This is a genomic window from Aureimonas populi, assembly GCF_017815515.1.
In the GTDB taxonomy this organism is placed as follows: domain Bacteria; phylum Pseudomonadota; class Alphaproteobacteria; order Rhizobiales; family Rhizobiaceae; genus Aureimonas; species Aureimonas populi.
The window spans coordinates 2,409,803-2,426,513 of the sequence record NZ_CP072611.1 but is presented as its reverse complement, the minus strand read 5'-3'; the positions used below and the strand labels follow the sequence as shown (position 1 = coordinate 2,426,513).

Genomic DNA, 16,711 nt, shown 5'->3' with positions numbered 1-16,711 from the left:
GCCAAGTCGTTCAAGGCACTCGCGCCTACCAGCGCACCAGCACGGCGCCCCAGGTGAAGCCGCCGCCCATCGCTTCGAGCAGCACCAGGTCGCCGCGCTTCAGGCGCCCGTCCCGCGCGGCGCGGTCCAGCGCCAGCGGAATCGAGGCGGCAGAGGTGTTGCCGTGGTCGTCCACCGTCACCACCACCTTCTCGGGCGCGATGCCCAGTTTCCTGGCCGAAGCGTCGATGATGCGCCGGTTGGCCTGGTGGGGCACGAACCAGTCGACATCCTCGGCGGTGATCGAAAGCGCCTCGAACGAATCCTCGATGACATCGGTGATCATGCCCACCGCGTGCTTGAAGACCTCGCGGCCTTCCATGCGCAGCTTGCCGACGGTGCCGGTGGATGACGGGCCGCCATCGACATAGAGCTTCTCGTGATGGGCGCCGTCCGAACGCAGCCTGGAGACCAGCACGCCGCGATCGGAGAGGCCGCCCTCGCCCTCGGCGGCCTCCAGCACCACGGCCCCGGCGCCGTCGCCGAACAGGACGCAGGTGGTCCGGTCGCTCCAGTCCACGATTCGCGAGAAGGTCTCCGCGCCGATCACCAGCGCGCGGCGCGCCATGCCGCTGCGGATGTAGAGATCGGCCGTGGTGATGGCGTAGACGAAGCCCGAGCAGACCGCCTGCATGTCGAAGGCGAAGCCATGGGTGATGCCGAGCCGCATCTGCACCTGCACGGCCGAGGCGGGGAAGGTACGGTCGGGCGTGGCGGTGGCCAGGACGATGAGGTCGATGTCGGAGGGCTGGAGATTTGCCGCCTCCAGCGCCTTGCGCGCGGCCGCCTCGCCCAGCGAAACGGTCGTCTCGCCCTCCCCCGCGATGTAGCGGTTCGCGATTCCGGTGCGCTGGCGAATCCACTCGTCGGAGGTTTCGACGATGCCCTCGAAGTCGAGATTGCTCATGCGGCGCGCCGGCAGGCTCGAGCCCGTGCCGATGACGATGGAACGACGAACGGTCATTGCGGAGCCTCCAACGGTTTCTGCGCCGCATCCGCCGACACGCTGAGATAAAAGTCCTGAAGATCCTTCTCGATCTTCTCACGCAACTGGGCCGAAGCCATGGCGAAGGCGACGTCGATGGCGGCCGCCGTGCCCTCCGCGTCCGAGCCGCCATGGCTCTTGATGACGATGCCGTTCAACCCAAGGAAGACGCCGCCATTGACCTTGCGCGGGTCCATCTTGTCGCGCAGCCGGTCGAAGGCGCCCTTGGCCAGAAGATAGCCGAGCTTGGCAAGCCAGGTGCGCGTCATGGCCGAGCGGAGATAGGAGGCGATCTGGCGGGCAGTGCCCTCGGCGGTCTTCAGCGCGATATTGCCCGTGAAGCCCTCCGTCACCACCACGTCCACCGTGCCCTTGCCCAGATCGTCGCCCTCCACGAAGCCGTGATAGACGAGGCCGGAGAGCCGCGCCTCCTTCAGGAGCCGCGCCGCTTCCTTGATCTCGTCCTGGCCCTTCACCTCCTCCACGCCGATATTGAGCAGGCCCACGCTCGGCCGCTCGACATGCAGCAGGGCGCGCGCCATCGCCGCGCCCATCATCGAGAAATCGACGAGCTGCTGGGAATCGGCGCCGATGGTGGCGCCCACGTCCAGAACGACGCTCTCGCCGCGCAGGGTGGGCCAGATCGCCGCGATGGCGGGCCGCTCGATATTGGGCATGGTGCGCAGGCAGAACTTGGCCATGGCCATGAGCGCCCCGGTGTTGCCGGCCGAGACCGCGACATCGGCCTCGCCCCCCTTCACCGCCTCCAGCGCCTTCCACATCGAGGATTTGTAGCGCCCCTGCCGCAGCGCCTGGCTCGGCTTCTCGTCCATGCGGATGGACACGTCGCAATGATGGAAGGTGGAGGCCGCCTTGAGCCTCGGATGCGCCTCCAGCACCGGGCGCACCGCATCTTCCTGGCCGAAGATGACGAAGCGCAGGCCCGGATGGCGCGTCAGGGCGATCTCGGCGCCCGGCAGAATGACGGACGGCCCATGATCGCCGCCCATCGCGTCGAGCGCGACGGTAATGCCCGATGTCACGTGAGAATCCCCAAACAATCTGCTTTCGGCACGGGAAGCGGCCGGACGGCGTCCATATGGGCGCGCGTTGCGCCGCTTTCATGACTCATGCGATTTCAGCCTGGCAAGCGCGGCGAAGGGAGAGACCGGGCGGTCCTGCGCCTCCTCTTCCCCGGCGTCGCCTTCGAAGACGATGTCCGGCTCGCGCGGATAGGGGTCGAGGCTCATGGCCACGATCTCGCGGAAGGCGGCGCCGAGGTCGAGGCGCTCGCCCGTGAAGGTGTCGGGGATGTCGTCGCCCTCGGGGTCGAGGTGGATTTCGCCCTCATCGGCCCCGCGAATGCGCGAAAGCTTGGAATTCTCGGGGATGAAAAGGCGGTCGACCTCCTCGTCGATCTCCTCGCGCACCGGCTCCAGCGTCACCACGCTGGCCTGCACGGCCGCCGCCTTCAGCCGGCCCTTCACCGAGACGCCGCCCTGGCGCCAGGGCGCCACGCGCACCTCGGCGGCAAGGCTTTCCACGGCCTCGATCCCAAGGAAGCGCGCCAGGGCCTCGCGCTCGGCCTCGTCCGCCTCGAACTCGACGGGCAGGCCCTCGCGCGGCAGGCGCGAGACGAGAACGGTGCAGGACAGCGGCTCGGCCGCCGCCGGATCGTCAGGCTGCATGTTCGGCACCTTCTTCCTTCAGACGGCCGGTGAGAAGAACGGCGTTCGCCACCTTGCGATAGGCGGCGTCGACCTCGATCATATAAGTTGCGATGACGGCCGGCGCCCCTCCGGGCTCGGCCACCTCCGCGAAGCTGCGCGCGGCCACGGCGCGGGTGAGTGCGGCCTCGTCGCCGCCCGCCAGCGGCGCCTCGAACTCGGCGACGCGCGCGTAGAAGCGCGCGGCGAGCTTGCGCATCCGGCGCGGCACGCCCTGATAGCCTATGCCGATCTCGCGAAGCGAATGGTCCATGTCGAGCATGAAGCGATCGACGACATCCTGCGCGAGCGGCGCCAGGGCACTGTCCCCCCGGCAGCGACGCAGGAACAGGAAGACCTCGATACACAGCGCCTCGTAACGGCCCATCACCGTGTCGGGCAACCCGCCATCCTCATAGAGAAACGGGTTTCTCGCGCGCGCCACGAGGGCCTCGTAGAGGCGATCGACGATTTCCCGGTTCCGCCTTCGGTTTCGCCAGCGCTCCAGCATCTGTCCTCTCAAGGAATCTTCCAGCGGCGTTCGCATGGCCGGCGGCCGATTGCAACGGTCCGGAAGGTCGTTTACGAAGCGGCATGTCCTCCGGCAGGCGGGGTGGGCGCCTCACTATCGCGCGCTTCCTTGGCCAGGATCGGCCGGAGAGACCTGCGAGGAGATCGACCGCGTGAAACCGTCAGCCCGTTCCGCCCGCCCGCTTCTTGCAGCCGCCGGGCTCGGCTCGCTTCTGGCGCTGTCCGCCTGCCAGACGGCGGAAGTCTATAATCAGGGGTATGTGATCGACGAGCAGTCGCTCTCGCTGGTGCCGGTCGGCTCCTCGCGAGAGCAGGTCGTGCTCGCGCTCGGCTCCCCCTCCACCACGGCGACATTCGACAACGAGGTGTTCTACTACATCTCCCAGAAGCGTGTTCGGCCCATGGCCTTCATGCAGCCGAGGCTGGTGGAACAGCGTATCCTGGCCGTCTATTTCGGCCCGGACAACCGTGTGCGCCAGATCGCCAATTACGGGCTGCAGGACGGCCGGGTGTTCGATTTCATCTCGCGCACCACGCCCACCGGCGGGCGCGACCAGAGCTTCCTCGGGCAGCTCCTGTCGTCGGACGCGCCGCCCATGGCCGGCGGTGTTCTGGGCCCGCGCCGCGACCCCGGCGACATCGGGCCGGAGCGCTGATCGAACGACAGTTAGAAAGCCGGGCCCAGCGCCCGGCTTTTTCCTACTTGTCTTCCAGCTCCCGCCCCCGCCCTTCGCCGCGCGACCGGCGCGCGACCCGGTCGAGCACCGCGTTGACGAGGCGCGGCTCGTCCTCGGCATAGAACGCCTTGGCGATATCGACATATTCGGCCACGATGACGGCGACAGGCACGTCCTTGCGGCTCGTCAGCTCGTAGGTGCCGGCCCGCAGGATGGCGCGCAGCGTGGTGTCGAGCCGCGAGAGCGGCCAGTCGGCCGTGAGCGAGGAGTGGATGAGCGGATCGACGAAGGTCTGCCCGCGCACCACGCCCGACACGATGTCGCGGAACCAGGCGGCATCCGCCTCCCGATAGGTTTCTCCGTCCACCTCCTGCCCGAGCCGGAAATTCTCGTACTCGGCCACCGTCTCGACGAGGCTCGTGCCGCCGACATCCATCTGGTAGAGCGCCTGCACGGCGGCGAGGCGCGCTGCGCCACGCTTGTTGGCCGGGCGCAGGGGCTTGGGCGTGGGAGCGGCGGTCATGGCTCAGGCTCCCAGTTTTTCGCGCAGCGCGATCATGGCCAGCGCCGCCGCCGCCGCGCCTGCGCCCTTGTTGAGGCGGTCGGGTCGGGCCCTTTCCAGCGCCTGCGCCTCGTTCTCCACGGTGAGGATGCCGTTGCCGATCGCGGCGTTCTCGGCAATCGCGATGTCCATCAGGGCCCGGCAGGACTCGTTGGCCACGATGTCGAAATGGTAGGTCTCGCCGCGAATGACGCAGCCCAGCGCGACGAAGCCGTCATAGGCGGTGCCACCGGCGCCCTCGCCCGTCAGCGCGAAGCCGATGGCGGCCGGCACTTCCAGCGCGCCCGGCACCGTCACCACCTCGAACGTGCCGCCCGCCTTCTCGATCTCGGCCTTGGCGCCTTCCAGCAGCAAGTCGGCGATATGGTCGTAGAACCGGGCCTCGACGATCAGGAGATGGGGTGCGGGCATGGACGGTCACTTCTTTCGGACAAAGGGGATCGCAGCAGCGGAAGAAGCCTTCCGCACAAGCGATCCTTGCAAAACTCAAACGAGGATCGGCGCGTGTCTCAGGCACGCGGGCCGAACAAGCGCTCCGCATAGCGCGCAATCTGATCGACCTCAAGGTTCACGCTGTCGCCCACGCTCCGCCGGCCCCATGTCGTGACGTCCAGCGAGTGGCGGATGAGGAGGACGTCGAAGACGTCGCCCTCCACGCCGTTGACGGTCAGCGAGGTTCCGTCGAGACAGACGGAGCCCTTCTGCGCCACGAAACGCGCAAGCTCGGCAGGCGCCTGGATGCGAAAGCGCCGGGCCTCGCCCTCGTCCTCCACCGACACGATCCGGGCCGTCCCATCGACGTGGCCGGAGACCAGATGCCCGCCCAGTTCGTCGCCCACCTTCAGCGCGCGCTCCAGGTTGATCGCGGCGCCCACCTCCCAGCTTCCGGCCGTCGTCAGCCGAAGCGCCTCCTCCCAGGCCTCCACCTCGAACCAGCGCGAATTGGCCCCCTGCTCGGGAAGCGCGGTGACGGTGAGGCACACGCCCGAGCAGGCGATGGAGGCGCCGATCTCGATGGAGGCGGGGTCGTAGGCCGTGCGGATGCGCAGGCGCCGCCCCTCATCCAGAGGCACGACGGCCTCGACTTCTCCGATATCGGTGACGATTCCGGTGAACATCAGCCGTCCTTCCGCATATATTCGAGCCAGAGATCATCGCCATAGCGCAGCTGGCGCCGCAGGTCGAAGCGGTGGCCGGCTTCCTGCGGGTCCAGCGGCGCGGGAACGCCGCCCTCCCCGATGCGCCCCGGAGCGACCACGAGGACGAGCCGGTCCACCAGATCCTCCTTCAGGAAGGAGCCGCCCAGCATGGCGCCGCCTTCCACCATGAGCGTCGAAATGCCGCGCGCGCCCAGATCGTCCAGAAGTTCGGGCAAGGCCACCCGGCCGTTCTCGTCCGGCTCGGCGGCGAGGAATTCGAAGCCGGCCTCGCGCAGCGCGCGGCCGCGCTGCGGGTCGGCGCCGGCCAAGGCGGCAAGGACGGTGGGCACACCCCGCGCGTCCGCGCCCAGCCGCGAGGTCGGAGGGGTCTCCAGTCTCGGATCGACCACGATGCGCATGGGCGAGCGTTCCTCCAGGCCCGGCAGCCGGCAGGTCAGCGCCGGGTCATCCGCCAGAACGGTGCCGATCCCCACGAGGATCGCCTCGGAGCGGGCGCGCATCAGATGGGTCTGAGCGTTCGCGACGGGGCCGGTGATCGCCACCCGCCCCTGCCCCCGTCGGCCGAGCATCCCGTCGGCGGAAAGCGCCATCTTGAGAGTCACTTCCGGGCGCTTTCTCAGCGCGCGCGCGAGGTAGCCGGAGAGGGTTTCGCGCGCCTCGCGCGCCAGCAGGCCGGGTGCCACCTCGATGCCCGCGGCACGCAGGATGTCGTGCCCCCTGCCGTCCACGCGCGGGTCGGGATCGGCGGCGGCCGAGACCACCCGCGCGATGCCGGCGGCCACCAGGGCCTCGGCGCAGGGGGGCGTGCGGCCATGATGGGCGCAGGGCTCTAGGGTGACATAGGCGCACGCGCCGCGCGCAAGCGCGCCGGCCTCCGCCAGCGCCACCGTCTCGGCGTGGGGACGCCCGCCCACGGCAGTGACGCCGCGTCCCACGATCAGCGGCACGCCGCCTTCGAAGCGCACGATGAGGGTGGCGACGGAAGGATTGGTGCCGGTGAGGCCGGCATGGCGCTCTGCATAACGGATGGCGGCCGCCATCAGCCGCCGGTCGGTCTCGCTGAAGCCCGGCTCCATCTCAGTTGTCGTCCTCGCGCGGGATGGGCGAGGCCGGGCTGTCGGCCAGTTCCTCCAGCAGCGCGCCGAAGTCCCCCGCCTCGCGGAAGTCCCGGTAGACCGAGGCGAAGCGCACATAGGCCACGTCGTCGAAGCCGCGAAGGGCCTCCATCACGAGGAGGCCGATATCGTTGGAGGAGACCTCCGCCTCGCCGCTCGATTCCAGCCGGCGGATGATGCCGGAGATCATCCGCTCCACCCGCTCGGGATCGGCCGAGCGCTTGCGCAGCGCGGTGTGCACGGAGCGCGCCAGCTTGTCGCGCTCGAAGGGAACCTTGCGGCCCGACTTCTTGGCCACCGTCAGCTCCCGAAGCTGGATGCGCTCGAAGGTGGTGAAGCGCCCGGAGCAATCGGGGCAGACGCGGCGGCGACGGATCGCCGCCCCGTCCTCGGCGGGGCGGCTGTCCTTCACCTGGCTGTCGAGCGAACCGCAGTAGGGACAGCGCATCGCTCAGAGCGACGGATAGATCGGGAACCGCGCCGTCAGCGCCAGCACCTTCTCCTTCACACGCGCCTCGACGGCCGCGTTGCCCTCTTCCGAATTGGCCGCCTTCAACCCGTCGAGCACCTCCACGATCAGGCGCCCGACCTCGCGGAACTCGGCTGGCCCGAAGCCGCGCGTCGTGGCGGCCGGGGTGCCCAGGCGGATGCCGGAGGTGATCGCCGGCTTCTGCGGGTCGCTGGGCACGCCGTTCTTGTTGCAGGTGATGCCCGCGCGGCCGAGGGCCGCCTCGGAAGCCTTGCCGGTCAGCATCTTGGGCCGGAGGTCCACCAGCATCAGATGCGTGTCGGTGCCGCCCGAAACGATGTCGAGCCCGCCTTCGCGCACGGTTTCGGCCAGGATGCGGGCGTTCTCGGCCACCGCCTTCATGTAGTCCTTGTAGGCCGGCTGCAGCGCTTCCTTGAAAGCCACCGCCTTGCCGGCGATGACATGCATGAGCGGGCCGCCCTGGAGGCCGGGGAAAATCGCCGAATTGATCTTCTTGGCGATGTCCGCGTCATTCGTCAGCACGAGGCCGCCGCGCGGGCCGCGCAGCGTCTTGTGCGTGGTGGAGGTAGCGACATGGGCGTGCGGGAACGGGCTGGGGTGCAGGCCCGTGGCCACGAGGCCCGCGAAATGGGCCATGTCCACCCACAGATAGGCGCCGACCGCGTTGGCGATCCTGCGGAAGCGCTCGAAATCGATGCGGCGCGAATAGGCGGAGCCGCCGGCCACGATGATGACGGGCCGGGTCTCCTGCGCCAGAGCCTCGACCTGGTCGTAGTCGATCAGGCCGGTCTCGTTGTCGAGTCCGTACTGGACGGCGTTGAACCAGCGGCCGGAGAGGTTCGGCTTGGCGCCATGGGTCAGATGCCCGCCCGCGTCCAGGCTCATGCCCAGGATGGTGTCGCCGGGCTTGGAGAGCGCCATGAGCACGGCCTGGTTGGCCTGGCTGCCGGAATTGGGCTGCACATTGGCGAAGCCACAGCCGAACAGCTCCCTGGCGCGGTCGATCGCGAGCTGCTCCACCACATCCACATGCTCGCAGCCGCCGTAATAGCGGCGGCCGGGATAACCCTCGGCATATTTGTTGGTGAGAACGGAGCCCTGCGCTTCCAGAACCGCCCGCGAGACGATGTTCTCGGATGCGATCAGCTCGATCTCGTGCTGCTGGCGGTGAAGCTCGTCCTTCATCGCCGCGAAGAGGTCGGGATCGCCCGCCTCGATGCCCTGCGAGAAGAAGGCGTCGTGCCGCGACGGCGTTTCGATGGCTCTGGCCTCGGACATCAGTCAGCTCCGGTGAGTGGGCCTCGTCATGGAGGCCGCCAACGTCACGCGGAGTGCGGCCCCGTCATGGCGCGCGCTCTATCACGGATACGTGGCCTTCGCCACATCGCATCCGCTCATGGGAGACATGCGAGGAGGGGCAGGCGCCCTCCCCGCACAGCGCGATCAGAACGGCAGGTCGGCGTAAGCCTGCTCGCCCGGCTGGTAGGCGGCCGGCTGCGCGTCCGTCATCGCCAGTTGCTCCGAGCCGTCGCGGCGATAGATGTCGTCGCGGAACTGCACCACCGTGGGATCGGTCGCCCAGGCGGTGATGTAGGAGAAGTGCAGCGGGATGGGACGCGTGAGGTCCACGTCCTTGCGCGTGCGCGCGGCGACGGTCTGTTCGATGGTCGCGCGGTCCCAGCCCGGCACGTCGCGCGCGATCCAGACGATCAGGTCGCGGATGTTCTGGATGCGCACGCAGCCCGAGGATTCGAATCGCATGAGCTGCGAGAACGTGCTCTGCTGGGGCGTATCGTGCATGAATACGGAGTGCGGGTTCGGGAAGTTGATGCGCACCGAGGACATGGCGTTGTTCGGCCCCGGCTCCTGCCGGAACAGGTAGCGCACCGCCTCTTCCGTGTTCCAGTCGATGCTGCTCGGCGGGATCACGCTGCCGTCGGAGGCGTAGATATAGATCTCGTTGCGCTCCAGATAGGTCGGATCCTCCCGCATCAGCGGGATGATGTCCTTGCGCACGATCGAGGCCGGGGCATGCCAGTACGGGTTGAGGTTGAGGTTGGTGATGCGCGACTGGAGGATCGGCGTCTGCCGGTCGACCTTGCCGACGACGGCCGTGTGGCGCTGGACGACGCGTCCGTTCTCCACCGCCTCCACGAAGGCGCCCGGAATGTTGACCATGACGAAGCGCGAGGGATCGACGCTCTCGGACTGGACGCGCGACAGATTGGTCTGCAACTGCCCGAGGCGAATATTGGCCGGCACGTTCATGGCCTTGAAGGTGTGCTCGGCGGCCACGCCGTCCGCCGGCAGGCCGTGGCGCCCCTGGAAGCGCTTCACGGCCGCGTCCACATAGGAATCGAAGGCCTGCCCATTGCCGGCCGCGCGCGGCAGGTCGCCGGAGATGGCGAGGCGCTCGCGCATCAACTGCACGTTGGGGTGCTGCATGCCGAGACGCAGCGTGGTGCCCTCCGGCACGGTGGGCCAGCCGCCCGCCATCACAATCTGGTTATAACCCTGGATGGCGCTCTGCATCGCCGAAACCGTGTTCTGCGAGAACACCGGCTGGTAGGAGGCGACGCTGCCGGAGCCGGCCGAGCGGGTATCGAATTGATCGTTCCAGCCGCCGCGCGAGGGAGCGGCAAGGACGCTGTCGATCGCAGACTGCGCGAAGGCCATGCCGGGCAGCATCGCGCCCGCCGCCGCCGCCGCGCCCGCGACGAATTGGCGGCGCGAGATGGTCGTGCGCCCGTTCTGCGGCTTGCCGTCGTCCATGAGAACCCCCTTGCCCGTTAGGCCGTTCGACTTGCCGCGCAGCTTACGGCGCGCATGGTAAATCAAACGACAATGTCGCGGCGCCAGAGAACACGCGCCGCCTCGGCTATCGAAGCCCAATATGGCCAAAGCGTGAACTTGGCGAGGGCCTCGGGCGCGAGACTGCGAGGTGCGGCGTCCTTGTCACACCGGGCGTTCACTCGGGAGTCCGTAAAAAGAGAGACCCCGCAGCCCGGACGAGGGCGCGGGGTCTTGGGCTTCGGGAGGCGGCTGGAGGGCCCCGTTCCCGAGGGACCGTTCACCCTTAAAGGCGATACATGATCGAATCGTTCCAGAAGCGGTCGAGGCGCTGGAGAGCCTTGTTCATTTTCTGGAACTCCTGCTCGTCGAGGCCGCCCACCTTGTCGATGGAGCCGATATGGCGCTCGTAGAGCTCGGCCACGATCTCGGCGATCTCCAGCCCTTCCTTCGTCAGGGAGACCCGCACCGAGCGACGGTCCACCCGCGACTTCTGATGGTTGATGAAGCCGAGCTCGACGAGCTTCTTCAGATTGTATGAGACGTTGGAGCCGAGATAGAAGCCGCGGGTGCGCAGCTCGCCGGCGGTGAGGACGGAATCGCCGATATTGAAGAGCAGCAATGCCTGGACGGCGTTGATATCGGTGCGGCCGTTGCGGTCGAACTCGTCCTTGATCACATCCAGAAGGCGGCGGTGCAGCCGCTCGACGAGTTGAAGAGTTTCGAGGTAAAGCGACTTCAGCTCAACCTTCTCGCCGCCCTGGGAAATGTCGTCGCGCTGGATCTTGGCGTTGGTCATAGTATCGGCTCCGCTGTTGCTTTGCGGGGCGCTTTTGCGACGGCCCCTTCTTGCACCCAAGATGAACCGACGCCTCTAAAATTCGACTTAAACCCCAGCCTTAATGCTGCGTTACGCCAATCCAATCAAACTATTGGCTAATGCAACGTATCCACGCGCTTAAGCAGTTCTACACCTTGAGCCTGCGTATCCGGCGGACCACGATCGGCCAGGCCTTGAGGGCCAGCAGCAGCACCAGCGCGCCGGCGTGGAAGGCGGCGATCGACAGGTCGGTGCCGAACGCCGCCGGGAGGGCGAGAACGCATCCGGCCTCGATGGCGGCGACGAGAACCCACACCACGACGCCCCAGGACGAGGGCATCCACAGCCCGACGCCCGCAATGGGATAAAGGACGGCAAGGCTGGACGCGACGATGCGCCAGCTCAGCGGCATCGTATCGAACCGCCAGAGCGGCCCGTCATAGACGCCCACAAGGCGCACCCAGTAGAAGACGCCGAGGGTGAACAGTGCGAGCGCGACGATCCGGCAAAGAAGCACGCCGAGCCGCTTGTCGAGGCTCGCTTCCTTGGTCCGGTTGAAGATCTCGATCGTCATCGCGCTCCCGAACCGGCTTACATCGTGCCCATGGCGGGCGGCGCGAAGCTAGAAGCCGGGCGGCGATGCGTCAACGCGGGTGCGGCGGGAGAGCGCATTGCGCAAAGCCTGTGGAATTTGTCGTTCGGCGCGCTTAGGGTCCGGCCGAATCCACTGGGAACGGCAAGGGGCCAGGCATCATGAGCGCAGGCGCGATCGACGAGGTGACCCGCAGGATTTCGGCGGCCACCGGCGGGCGACGGATGCGGCGCTTGCGCCAGGGCGACTGGACGCGCCGGCTCGTGCGCGAGACTCAACTTTCGGTGAACGACCTGATCTGGCCGATCTTCGTGCGCGAGGGGGCCGGCGCGGCCGAACCCGTGCCCTCGATGCCGGGGGTCGACCGCCTGTCGATCGAGGGATGCGTGGAGGCGGCGCGGCAGGCCGCGGACCTCGGAATCCCGGTCATCGCGCTCTTTCCTTACACCAGCGCCGAGGATCGCGACGAGCAGGGCAGCCGCGCGCTCGACCCGAACAACCTCGTCTGCTCGGCCGTGCGCGCGATGAAGAAGGCGGTGCCGGAGGTGGGCATCCTGTGCGACGTCGCGCTCGATCCCTATACGAGCCACGGCCATGACGGGATCGTGCGCGACGGGCGGATCGTCAACGACGAGACGGTCGAGATCCTGAGCCGGCAGGCCGTGGTGCAGGCGCAGGCCGGGTGCGACATCATCGGCCCCTCCGACATGATGGACGGGCGCGTCGCCTGCATCCGCGCCGCGCTGGACGAGGCCGGCCTGCCCGACACGATGATCATGTCCTATGCGGCCAAATACGCTTCGGCCTTCTACGGCCCGTTCCGCGACGCCGTGGGCTCCACCGGGGCGCTGAAGGGTGACAAGCGCAGCTACCAGATGGATTTCGGCAATTCGCAGGAGGCGCTGCGCGAGGCGCGACAGGACATCGCCGAGGGCGCGGACATGATCATGATCAAGCCCGGCCTGCCCTATCTCGACATCCTGTCGCGGGTGGCGCGCGAGCTGGACCTGCCGACCTTCGCCTACCAGACCTCCGGCGAGTACTCGATGATCATGGCGGCGGCCGAACGCGGCTTCATCGACCCGGACGCCGCGATGATGGAAACGCTCAGCGCCTACAAGCGCGCGGGCGCGGCCGGCATTCTCAGCTACTTCTCGCCCCGGGCGGCGGCCACGCTCCGGCGTGGCTGACATTGCGCCGGCCCCGCCGCATTCCCATCTTGTCTGGCGAACGAACGGAAGGAGCGCCAGATGACGAACACCGCCCCATCGAGCCCCCGCTTCGCCCAGGCCACGGCGCTGGACGATGTGCGCGCCTATGACGGCGTGCGCACGCGCCGCTCGCTGGCCTTCCTCTTCGATTACACGGCGATCCTGATCCTCTCCATCCCCGCCGCCCTCGTGATCGGCGTTCTGGGTGTCGTCACGCTCGGGCTGGGCTGGGCGCTCTACGCGTTCCTGCTTCCTGTCCTGGCCATTCTCTATGTCGGCTTCACCATGGGCGGCAGCGCGCAGGCCACGCCCGGCATGCGCCTGTGCGGTGTTCGCATGGCCAGGCTCGACGGGCAGGAGATCGACCCGGTCTACGCCGTTCTCCACGCCGTCCTGTTCTGGGCCTCCTGCTCGGTGCTGACGCCGTTCGTGCTCCTGATGGCGCTGTTCACGCGCAGAAAGCAGATGCTGCACGACTATCTCCTGGGTACCGTCGCCGTGCGCCGCCGGCCCGTCTGAATTCCCGACCAAGCGATGGCGTCTTCCCGTCCGGCCGGCTTTGCGCCAAACTGCCCCTCGCCCGCTTGGGCGAGGAAGGCTGAACGACCATGACGGCCCATTCGCAGACGCCGCAATTCTTCCTGACATCGCCCTCCGTCTGCCCCTATCTGCCTGGGCAGTTCGAGCGGAAAGTCTTCACCCATCTGGTGGGGCTGCGCGCGCCGGAGCTTCTCGACCTGCTGACGCAGGGCGGGTTTCGCCGCTCGCAGAACATCGCCTATCGCCCGGCCTGCGAGCGCTGCCGTGCCTGCGTTTCCGTGCGTATTCTGGTGAACGAGTTCGAGCCGACGCGCTCGATGCGCCGCACGCTGGCCGCCAATCGCGACCTGATCGGCCGAATGGCGCCCGCCACCGCCTCGTCCGAGCAATACGCTCTCTTCCGCCGCTATCTCGACGCCCGGCACAAGACGGGCGGCATGTCCGAAATGAGTGTCCTCGACTATTCGATGATGGTGGAGGACAGCCAGGTCGACACGCGCCTGATCCAGTACCGGCGCCGCGGCCCCGATTCGTCCTTCACCCCCCATTCGGACGGCGAGCTGACCGCCGTCGCGCTCACCGATGTGATGGGAGACGGGCTGTCGATGGTCTACTCCTTCTACGCGCCGGAGCAGGAGCAGCGCAGCCTCGGCAGCTACATGATCCTCGACCATGTCGAGCGCGCCCGCGCCATGGGCCTGCCCTATCTCTATCTCGGCTACTGGGTCGAGGGCTCGCGCAAGATGGACTACAAGATACGCTTCCAGCCCCAAGAGCACCTGCGCCCCAAGGGCTGGGAGCGGTTCGAGGCGCTGGAGGAGAAATGAGTTGCCGGTTCGGCGGGTCTGGGTGGTTCCCTGCCCGTCCGGTTTAGAGACGGGCAGGGCCCCTGAGAACGTTCACAGGCTAGCGGGATCACAACTGGAGAAGCAAGGAGCGAACCGTTGCGACATCGGAACGCCGCTTACAACCAAGATTTTCGAACCGCTGTACGACTTCGAAGGGTCGAAAGAAGGCAACTCCGCCCGCTTCTCCCCGCACTGCCGCCAGCCTCTATCCGGAGAACCTGCCGCTCTTGGGGAAGCCCTTGGGCACGAGGCGGCCGGCCTGTGCGCGGTCGCCGCGCCATTCCAGGAGGTCGTCGAAGGAGCGCTGGAATACCCGCCCGGCGGGATCGGTCCAGGAGAGCCCGTCCGCCAGGGAGAATATCTTGAGGTCGAGAATGCCGCCATCCTTGTAGCGCTGGAGGCGCACGCCCTTGCCGCGCGTCATCTCCGGCACCTGGATGAGCGGGAAGACGAGCATCTTGCGGTTTTCGCCAACAGTGGCGACGTGGTCGCCCGCCACCCGCTGCGCGAGCGCGAGGCGCACCTTGCCCGAGACGTTGAGAATTTGCTTGCCCTTGCGCGTGCCCGAGAGGAGCTCGCCCTCGCCCACCACGAAGCCGTTGCCGTCCGAGGAGACGACAAGCCGCTTGCAGGTAGGATCGACCACGAAGCCGGTCACGATGTCCTGCTCGTCCTCCAGCTCGAAGGCCAGCCGGATGGGGTCTCCCTGCCCGCGCCCGCCCGGCAGCTTGTCGGCCCCCAGCGTGAAGGCGCGCCCGTTCGTGGAGAGGAAGACCAGCTTGTCGGTCGTCAGCGCGTGGAAGGCCAGCTTCAGCCCGTCGCCCTCGCGGAAGGTCAGCCCGGAGAAATCTGCCAGATGCCCGCGCATGGCGCGCAGGAAGCCCTTCTGCGAAAGGACGATCGTCACCGGCTCCTTCTCGATGAGCGCGCCGGCGATGTCGTCCAGATTATGGGCCGGTGCATCAGCGAAGGTGGTGCGGCGCTTGCCGATCCTCGTCTTCTTCGAGAAGGTCTCCTTCACCTCGCGAATTTCGCCGGCGATCGCCTTCCATTGCAGTTCGGGCGAGGCGAGCAGCGCCTCCTTCTGCGCCTTCTCCTCGCGCAAGGCCGCATGTTCGCGCTTCAGCTCCATCTCCTCCAGCTTGCGCAGCGAGCGCAGGCGCAGGTTCAAGACCGATTCGGCCTGGAGGTCGGTGAGCTCGAAGGTCCGCATCAGTTCGGCCTTCGGCTCGTCCTCCTCGCGGATGATGCGGATCACCTCGTCGAGATTGAGGAAGGCGATCAGGTAGCCGGCAACGACCTCCAGCCGGCGGTCGATCTGCGCGAGCCGGAAGGCGGTGCGCCGCACGAGCACTTCGCGCCGATGCGCCAGCCACTCGGCCAGAACCTCCTTCAGCGTCATGACCTTCGGCACCTTGCCGCCGGACAGGACATTCATGTTCAAGGGCACGCGGCTTTCCAGGTCCGTGAGCCGGAACAGCGATTCCATCAGCAGCGCCGGATCGACGGTGCGCGCCTTCGGCTCGAAGACGATGCGCACGTCCTCGGCCGATTCATCGCGCACATCGGCCAGGAGCGGCAGCCGGCGCGCGTTGAGAAGCTCGGCGATCTTCTCGATCAGCTTCGACTTCTGCACCTGATAGGGGATTTCGGTGACGACGCAGACATAGCCGCCCCGCCCCTGCTCCTCCCGCTCCCAGCGGGCGCGCACGCGGAAGGAGCCGCGCCCGGTGGCATAGGCCTCGCGGATGACGGCGCGGCTGTCCACGATGATGCCGCCCGTGGGGAAGTCCGGCCCCTCCACGAATTTCAGCAGCGCGTCGATATCGGCCTCTGGCTTGTCGATCAGCTTGAGCGCGGCGTCGCAAAGCTCGGAGGCATTGTGGGGCGGGATCGAGGTCGCCATGCCCACCGCGATGCCCGAAGCGCCGTTGGCCAGCAGGTTGGGGAAGGCGCCCGGCAGGACGACGGGCTCCTCGTCCTCCTCGTTGTAAGTGGGCCTGAAGTCGATGGCGTTCTCGTCGATGCCGCGCAGGAGGAGCGTTGCGACATCGGTCATCCGCGCTTCAGTGTAGCGCATGGCGGCGGCCGAATCGCCATCCACATTGCCGAAATTGCCCTGCCCGTCGATCAGCGGGTAGCGGATGGCGAAGTCCTGCGCCAGGCGCACCAGCGCGTCGTAGATCGAGGCGTCGCCGTGCGGATGGAACTTGCCCATCACGTCGCCGACGATGCGCGCGCATTTCTTGTAGCCCTGCCCCGGATCGAGCTTGAGCACGCGCATGGCGTGAACGATGCGCCGGTGAACGGGCTTGAGCCCGTCGCGCACGTCCGGAAGCGCCCGCCCCATGATGGTGGAGAGCGCATAAGCGAGGTACCGCTCCTCGAGAGCGGCCTTCAGGTCGATCGGCTCGATATCGCCGCCGCCGGCGGGAGGGTCGACTGGCTTGCCCATGAATTATGGGCTAGCGCATCGTTTCGCCCGGAACAAGAGCGGAACAAACACAGTTTCCGCTTTCGGCCGGTCCATCCACATGGGCGGGCCTCTCCCCAGATGCCGCTTGCCGTCCTATCGGCTATTCCTAAGTCAGAACACGCAAACCGATTCCCCGGCGGCGCGAGCCGCCCCTCAAGCCATCCCCGAA

Annotated in this window: 18 protein-coding genes; 4 read left to right on the top strand and 14 right to left on the bottom strand. The window is 67.5% G+C overall.

Going from position 1 to position 16,711, the window contains the following annotated elements:
• Positions 1-25: 25 nt before the first annotated feature.
• The 4 genes from J7654_RS11320 to J7654_RS11305 form a co-directional block, all read right to left on the bottom strand.
• Positions 26-1,003 carry a beta-ketoacyl-ACP synthase III gene (locus J7654_RS11320; protein ID WP_209736036.1) on the bottom strand — a complete coding sequence of 326 codons (978 nt, stop codon included), beginning with the start codon at positions 1,001-1,003 and terminating at the stop codon, positions 26-28.
• Entirely contained in the window at positions 1,000-2,034 is a 1,035-nt protein-coding gene (gene plsX, locus J7654_RS11315) for a phosphate acyltransferase PlsX (RefSeq protein WP_209740471.1), read from the bottom strand. The genes J7654_RS11320 and plsX overlap by 4 nt, the downstream gene beginning before the upstream one ends.
• 111 nt (positions 2,035-2,145) lie before the next feature.
• Positions 2,146-2,712 carry a DUF177 domain-containing protein gene (locus J7654_RS11310; protein ID WP_209736035.1) on the bottom strand — a complete coding sequence of 189 codons (567 nt, stop codon included), beginning with the start codon at positions 2,710-2,712 and terminating at the stop codon, positions 2,146-2,148.
• Positions 2,702-3,253 carry a ubiquinol-cytochrome C chaperone family protein gene (locus tag J7654_RS11305; protein ID WP_245195475.1) on the bottom strand — a complete coding sequence of 184 codons (552 nt, stop codon included), beginning with the start codon at positions 3,251-3,253 and terminating at the stop codon, positions 2,702-2,704. The genes J7654_RS11310 and J7654_RS11305 overlap by 11 nt, the downstream gene beginning before the upstream one ends.
• Before the next feature lie 160 nt (positions 3,254-3,413).
• On the opposite strand from J7654_RS11305, the gene J7654_RS11300 reads away from it, so the two are divergent.
• Positions 3,414-3,917 carry an outer membrane protein assembly factor BamE gene (locus J7654_RS11300; protein WP_209736034.1) on the top strand — a complete coding sequence of 168 codons (504 nt, stop codon included), beginning with the start codon at positions 3,414-3,416 and terminating at the stop codon, positions 3,915-3,917.
• Between the two features lie 43 nt (positions 3,918-3,960).
• On the opposite strand, the gene nusB is transcribed toward J7654_RS11300, so the two are convergent.
• From nusB to J7654_RS11255, 9 genes are all read right to left on the bottom strand, one after another.
• Positions 3,961-4,461 (bottom strand): transcription antitermination factor NusB, encoded by a 501-nt coding sequence (gene nusB, locus J7654_RS11295; RefSeq protein ID WP_209736033.1) that lies wholly within the window; start codon positions 4,459-4,461, stop codon positions 3,961-3,963.
• A 3-nt stretch (positions 4,462-4,464) separates the two neighbouring features.
• Complete coding sequence (locus J7654_RS11290; protein ID WP_209736032.1) at positions 4,465-4,911, bottom strand: 6,7-dimethyl-8-ribityllumazine synthase; 447 nt, start codon at positions 4,909-4,911, stop codon at positions 4,465-4,467.
• 98 nt (positions 4,912-5,009) lie between these two features.
• The gene (locus J7654_RS11285) at positions 5,010-5,621 is read right to left on the bottom strand and encodes a riboflavin synthase (RefSeq protein WP_245195768.1); all 612 of its coding nucleotides are present in this window, start codon (positions 5,619-5,621) and stop codon (positions 5,010-5,012) included.
• A complete protein-coding gene (gene ribD, locus J7654_RS11280) occupies positions 5,618-6,736 on the bottom strand; it encodes a bifunctional diaminohydroxyphosphoribosylaminopyrimidine deaminase/5-amino-6-(5-phosphoribosylamino)uracil reductase RibD (RefSeq protein ID WP_209736030.1) in 1,119 nt (372 codons plus the stop codon). The genes J7654_RS11285 and ribD overlap by 4 nt, the downstream gene beginning before the upstream one ends.
• 1 nt (position 6,737) lies before the next feature.
• Positions 6,738-7,223 (bottom strand): transcriptional regulator NrdR, encoded by a 486-nt coding sequence (gene nrdR / locus J7654_RS11275; protein WP_209736029.1) that lies wholly within the window; start codon positions 7,221-7,223, stop codon positions 6,738-6,740.
• 3 nt (positions 7,224-7,226) lie between these two features.
• Positions 7,227-8,543 carry a serine hydroxymethyltransferase gene (gene glyA / locus J7654_RS11270; protein ID WP_209736028.1) on the bottom strand — a complete coding sequence of 439 codons (1,317 nt, stop codon included), beginning with the start codon at positions 8,541-8,543 and terminating at the stop codon, positions 7,227-7,229.
• A gap of 165 nt (positions 8,544-8,708) precedes the next feature.
• Positions 8,709-10,037 (bottom strand): L,D-transpeptidase family protein, encoded by a 1,329-nt coding sequence (locus J7654_RS11265; RefSeq protein ID WP_209736027.1) that lies wholly within the window; start codon positions 10,035-10,037, stop codon positions 8,709-8,711.
• Positions 10,038-10,341: 304 nt separating this feature from the next.
• Positions 10,342-10,854 (bottom strand): transcriptional regulator LdtR, encoded by a 513-nt coding sequence (ldtR, locus tag J7654_RS11260; protein ID WP_209736026.1) that lies wholly within the window; start codon positions 10,852-10,854, stop codon positions 10,342-10,344.
• Positions 10,855-11,023: 169 nt separating this feature from the next.
• Entirely contained in the window at positions 11,024-11,449 is a 426-nt protein-coding gene (locus J7654_RS11255) for a DUF6163 family protein (protein ID WP_209736025.1), read from the bottom strand.
• A gap of 179 nt (positions 11,450-11,628) precedes the next feature.
• Here J7654_RS11255 and hemB point away from each other — a divergent pair, with 179 nt between their 5' ends.
• The 3 genes from hemB to J7654_RS11240 all read left to right on the top strand — a co-directional run bounded on the left by hemB (position 11,629) and on the right by J7654_RS11240 (position 14,045).
• On the top strand, positions 11,629-12,657 hold the full coding sequence (gene hemB / locus J7654_RS11250; RefSeq protein WP_209736024.1) for a porphobilinogen synthase: 1,029 nt from the start codon (positions 11,629-11,631) through the stop codon (positions 12,655-12,657).
• Positions 12,658-12,717: 60 nt separating this feature from the next.
• Complete coding sequence (locus J7654_RS11245) at positions 12,718-13,197, top strand: RDD family protein (RefSeq protein WP_209736023.1); 480 nt, start codon at positions 12,718-12,720, stop codon at positions 13,195-13,197.
• A gap of 89 nt (positions 13,198-13,286) precedes the next feature.
• Positions 13,287-14,045: an arginyltransferase gene (locus J7654_RS11240; protein WP_209736022.1), complete on the top strand. Its 759-nt coding sequence runs from the start codon at positions 13,287-13,289 to the stop codon at positions 14,043-14,045.
• Positions 14,046-14,271: 226 nt separating this feature from the next.
• On the opposite strand, the gene parC is transcribed toward J7654_RS11240, so the two are convergent.
• Positions 14,272-16,521 (bottom strand): DNA topoisomerase IV subunit A, encoded by a 2,250-nt coding sequence (parC, locus tag J7654_RS11235; RefSeq protein ID WP_209736021.1) that lies wholly within the window; start codon positions 16,519-16,521, stop codon positions 14,272-14,274.
• Positions 16,522-16,711 lie beyond the last annotated feature (190 nt).

Bases quoted from the DNA above. Each gene is read 5' to 3' on its own strand.
- J7654_RS11320 (WP_209736036.1), bottom strand. From the start codon at position 1,003: ATGACCGTTCGTCGTTCCATCGTCATCGGCACGGGCTCGAGCCTGCCG.
- plsX (WP_209740471.1), bottom strand. From the start codon at position 2,034: ATGGGCGGCGATCATGGGCCGTCCGTCATTCTGCCGGGCGCCGAGATC.
- J7654_RS11265 (WP_209736027.1), bottom strand. From the start codon at position 10,037: ATGGACGACGGCAAGCCGCAGAACGGGCGCACGACCATCTCGCGCCGC.
- J7654_RS11240 (WP_209736022.1), top strand. From the start codon at position 13,287: ATGACGGCCCATTCGCAGACGCCGCAATTCTTCCTGACATCGCCCTCC.
- hemB (WP_209736024.1), top strand. From the start codon at position 11,629: ATGAGCGCAGGCGCGATCGACGAGGTGACCCGCAGGATTTCGGCGGCC.
- glyA (WP_209736028.1), bottom strand. From the start codon at position 8,543: ATGTCCGAGGCCAGAGCCATCGAAACGCCGTCGCGGCACGACGCCTTC.
- J7654_RS11310 (WP_209736035.1), bottom strand. From the start codon at position 2,712: ATGCAGCCTGACGATCCGGCGGCGGCCGAGCCGCTGTCCTGCACCGTT.
- nusB (WP_209736033.1), bottom strand. From the start codon at position 4,461: ATGACCGCCGCTCCCACGCCCAAGCCCCTGCGCCCGGCCAACAAGCGT.
- J7654_RS11245 (WP_209736023.1), top strand. From the start codon at position 12,718: ATGACGAACACCGCCCCATCGAGCCCCCGCTTCGCCCAGGCCACGGCG.
- J7654_RS11255 (WP_209736025.1), bottom strand. From the start codon at position 11,449: ATGACGATCGAGATCTTCAACCGGACCAAGGAAGCGAGCCTCGACAAG.
- ribD (WP_209736030.1), bottom strand. From the start codon at position 6,736: ATGGAGCCGGGCTTCAGCGAGACCGACCGGCGGCTGATGGCGGCCGCC.
- nrdR (WP_209736029.1), bottom strand. From the start codon at position 7,223: ATGCGCTGTCCCTACTGCGGTTCGCTCGACAGCCAGGTGAAGGACAGC.
- J7654_RS11290 (WP_209736032.1), bottom strand. From the start codon at position 4,911: ATGCCCGCACCCCATCTCCTGATCGTCGAGGCCCGGTTCTACGACCAT.
- ldtR (WP_209736026.1), bottom strand. From the start codon at position 10,854: ATGACCAACGCCAAGATCCAGCGCGACGACATTTCCCAGGGCGGCGAG.
- parC (WP_209736021.1), bottom strand. From the start codon at position 16,521: ATGGGCAAGCCAGTCGACCCTCCCGCCGGCGGCGGCGATATCGAGCCG.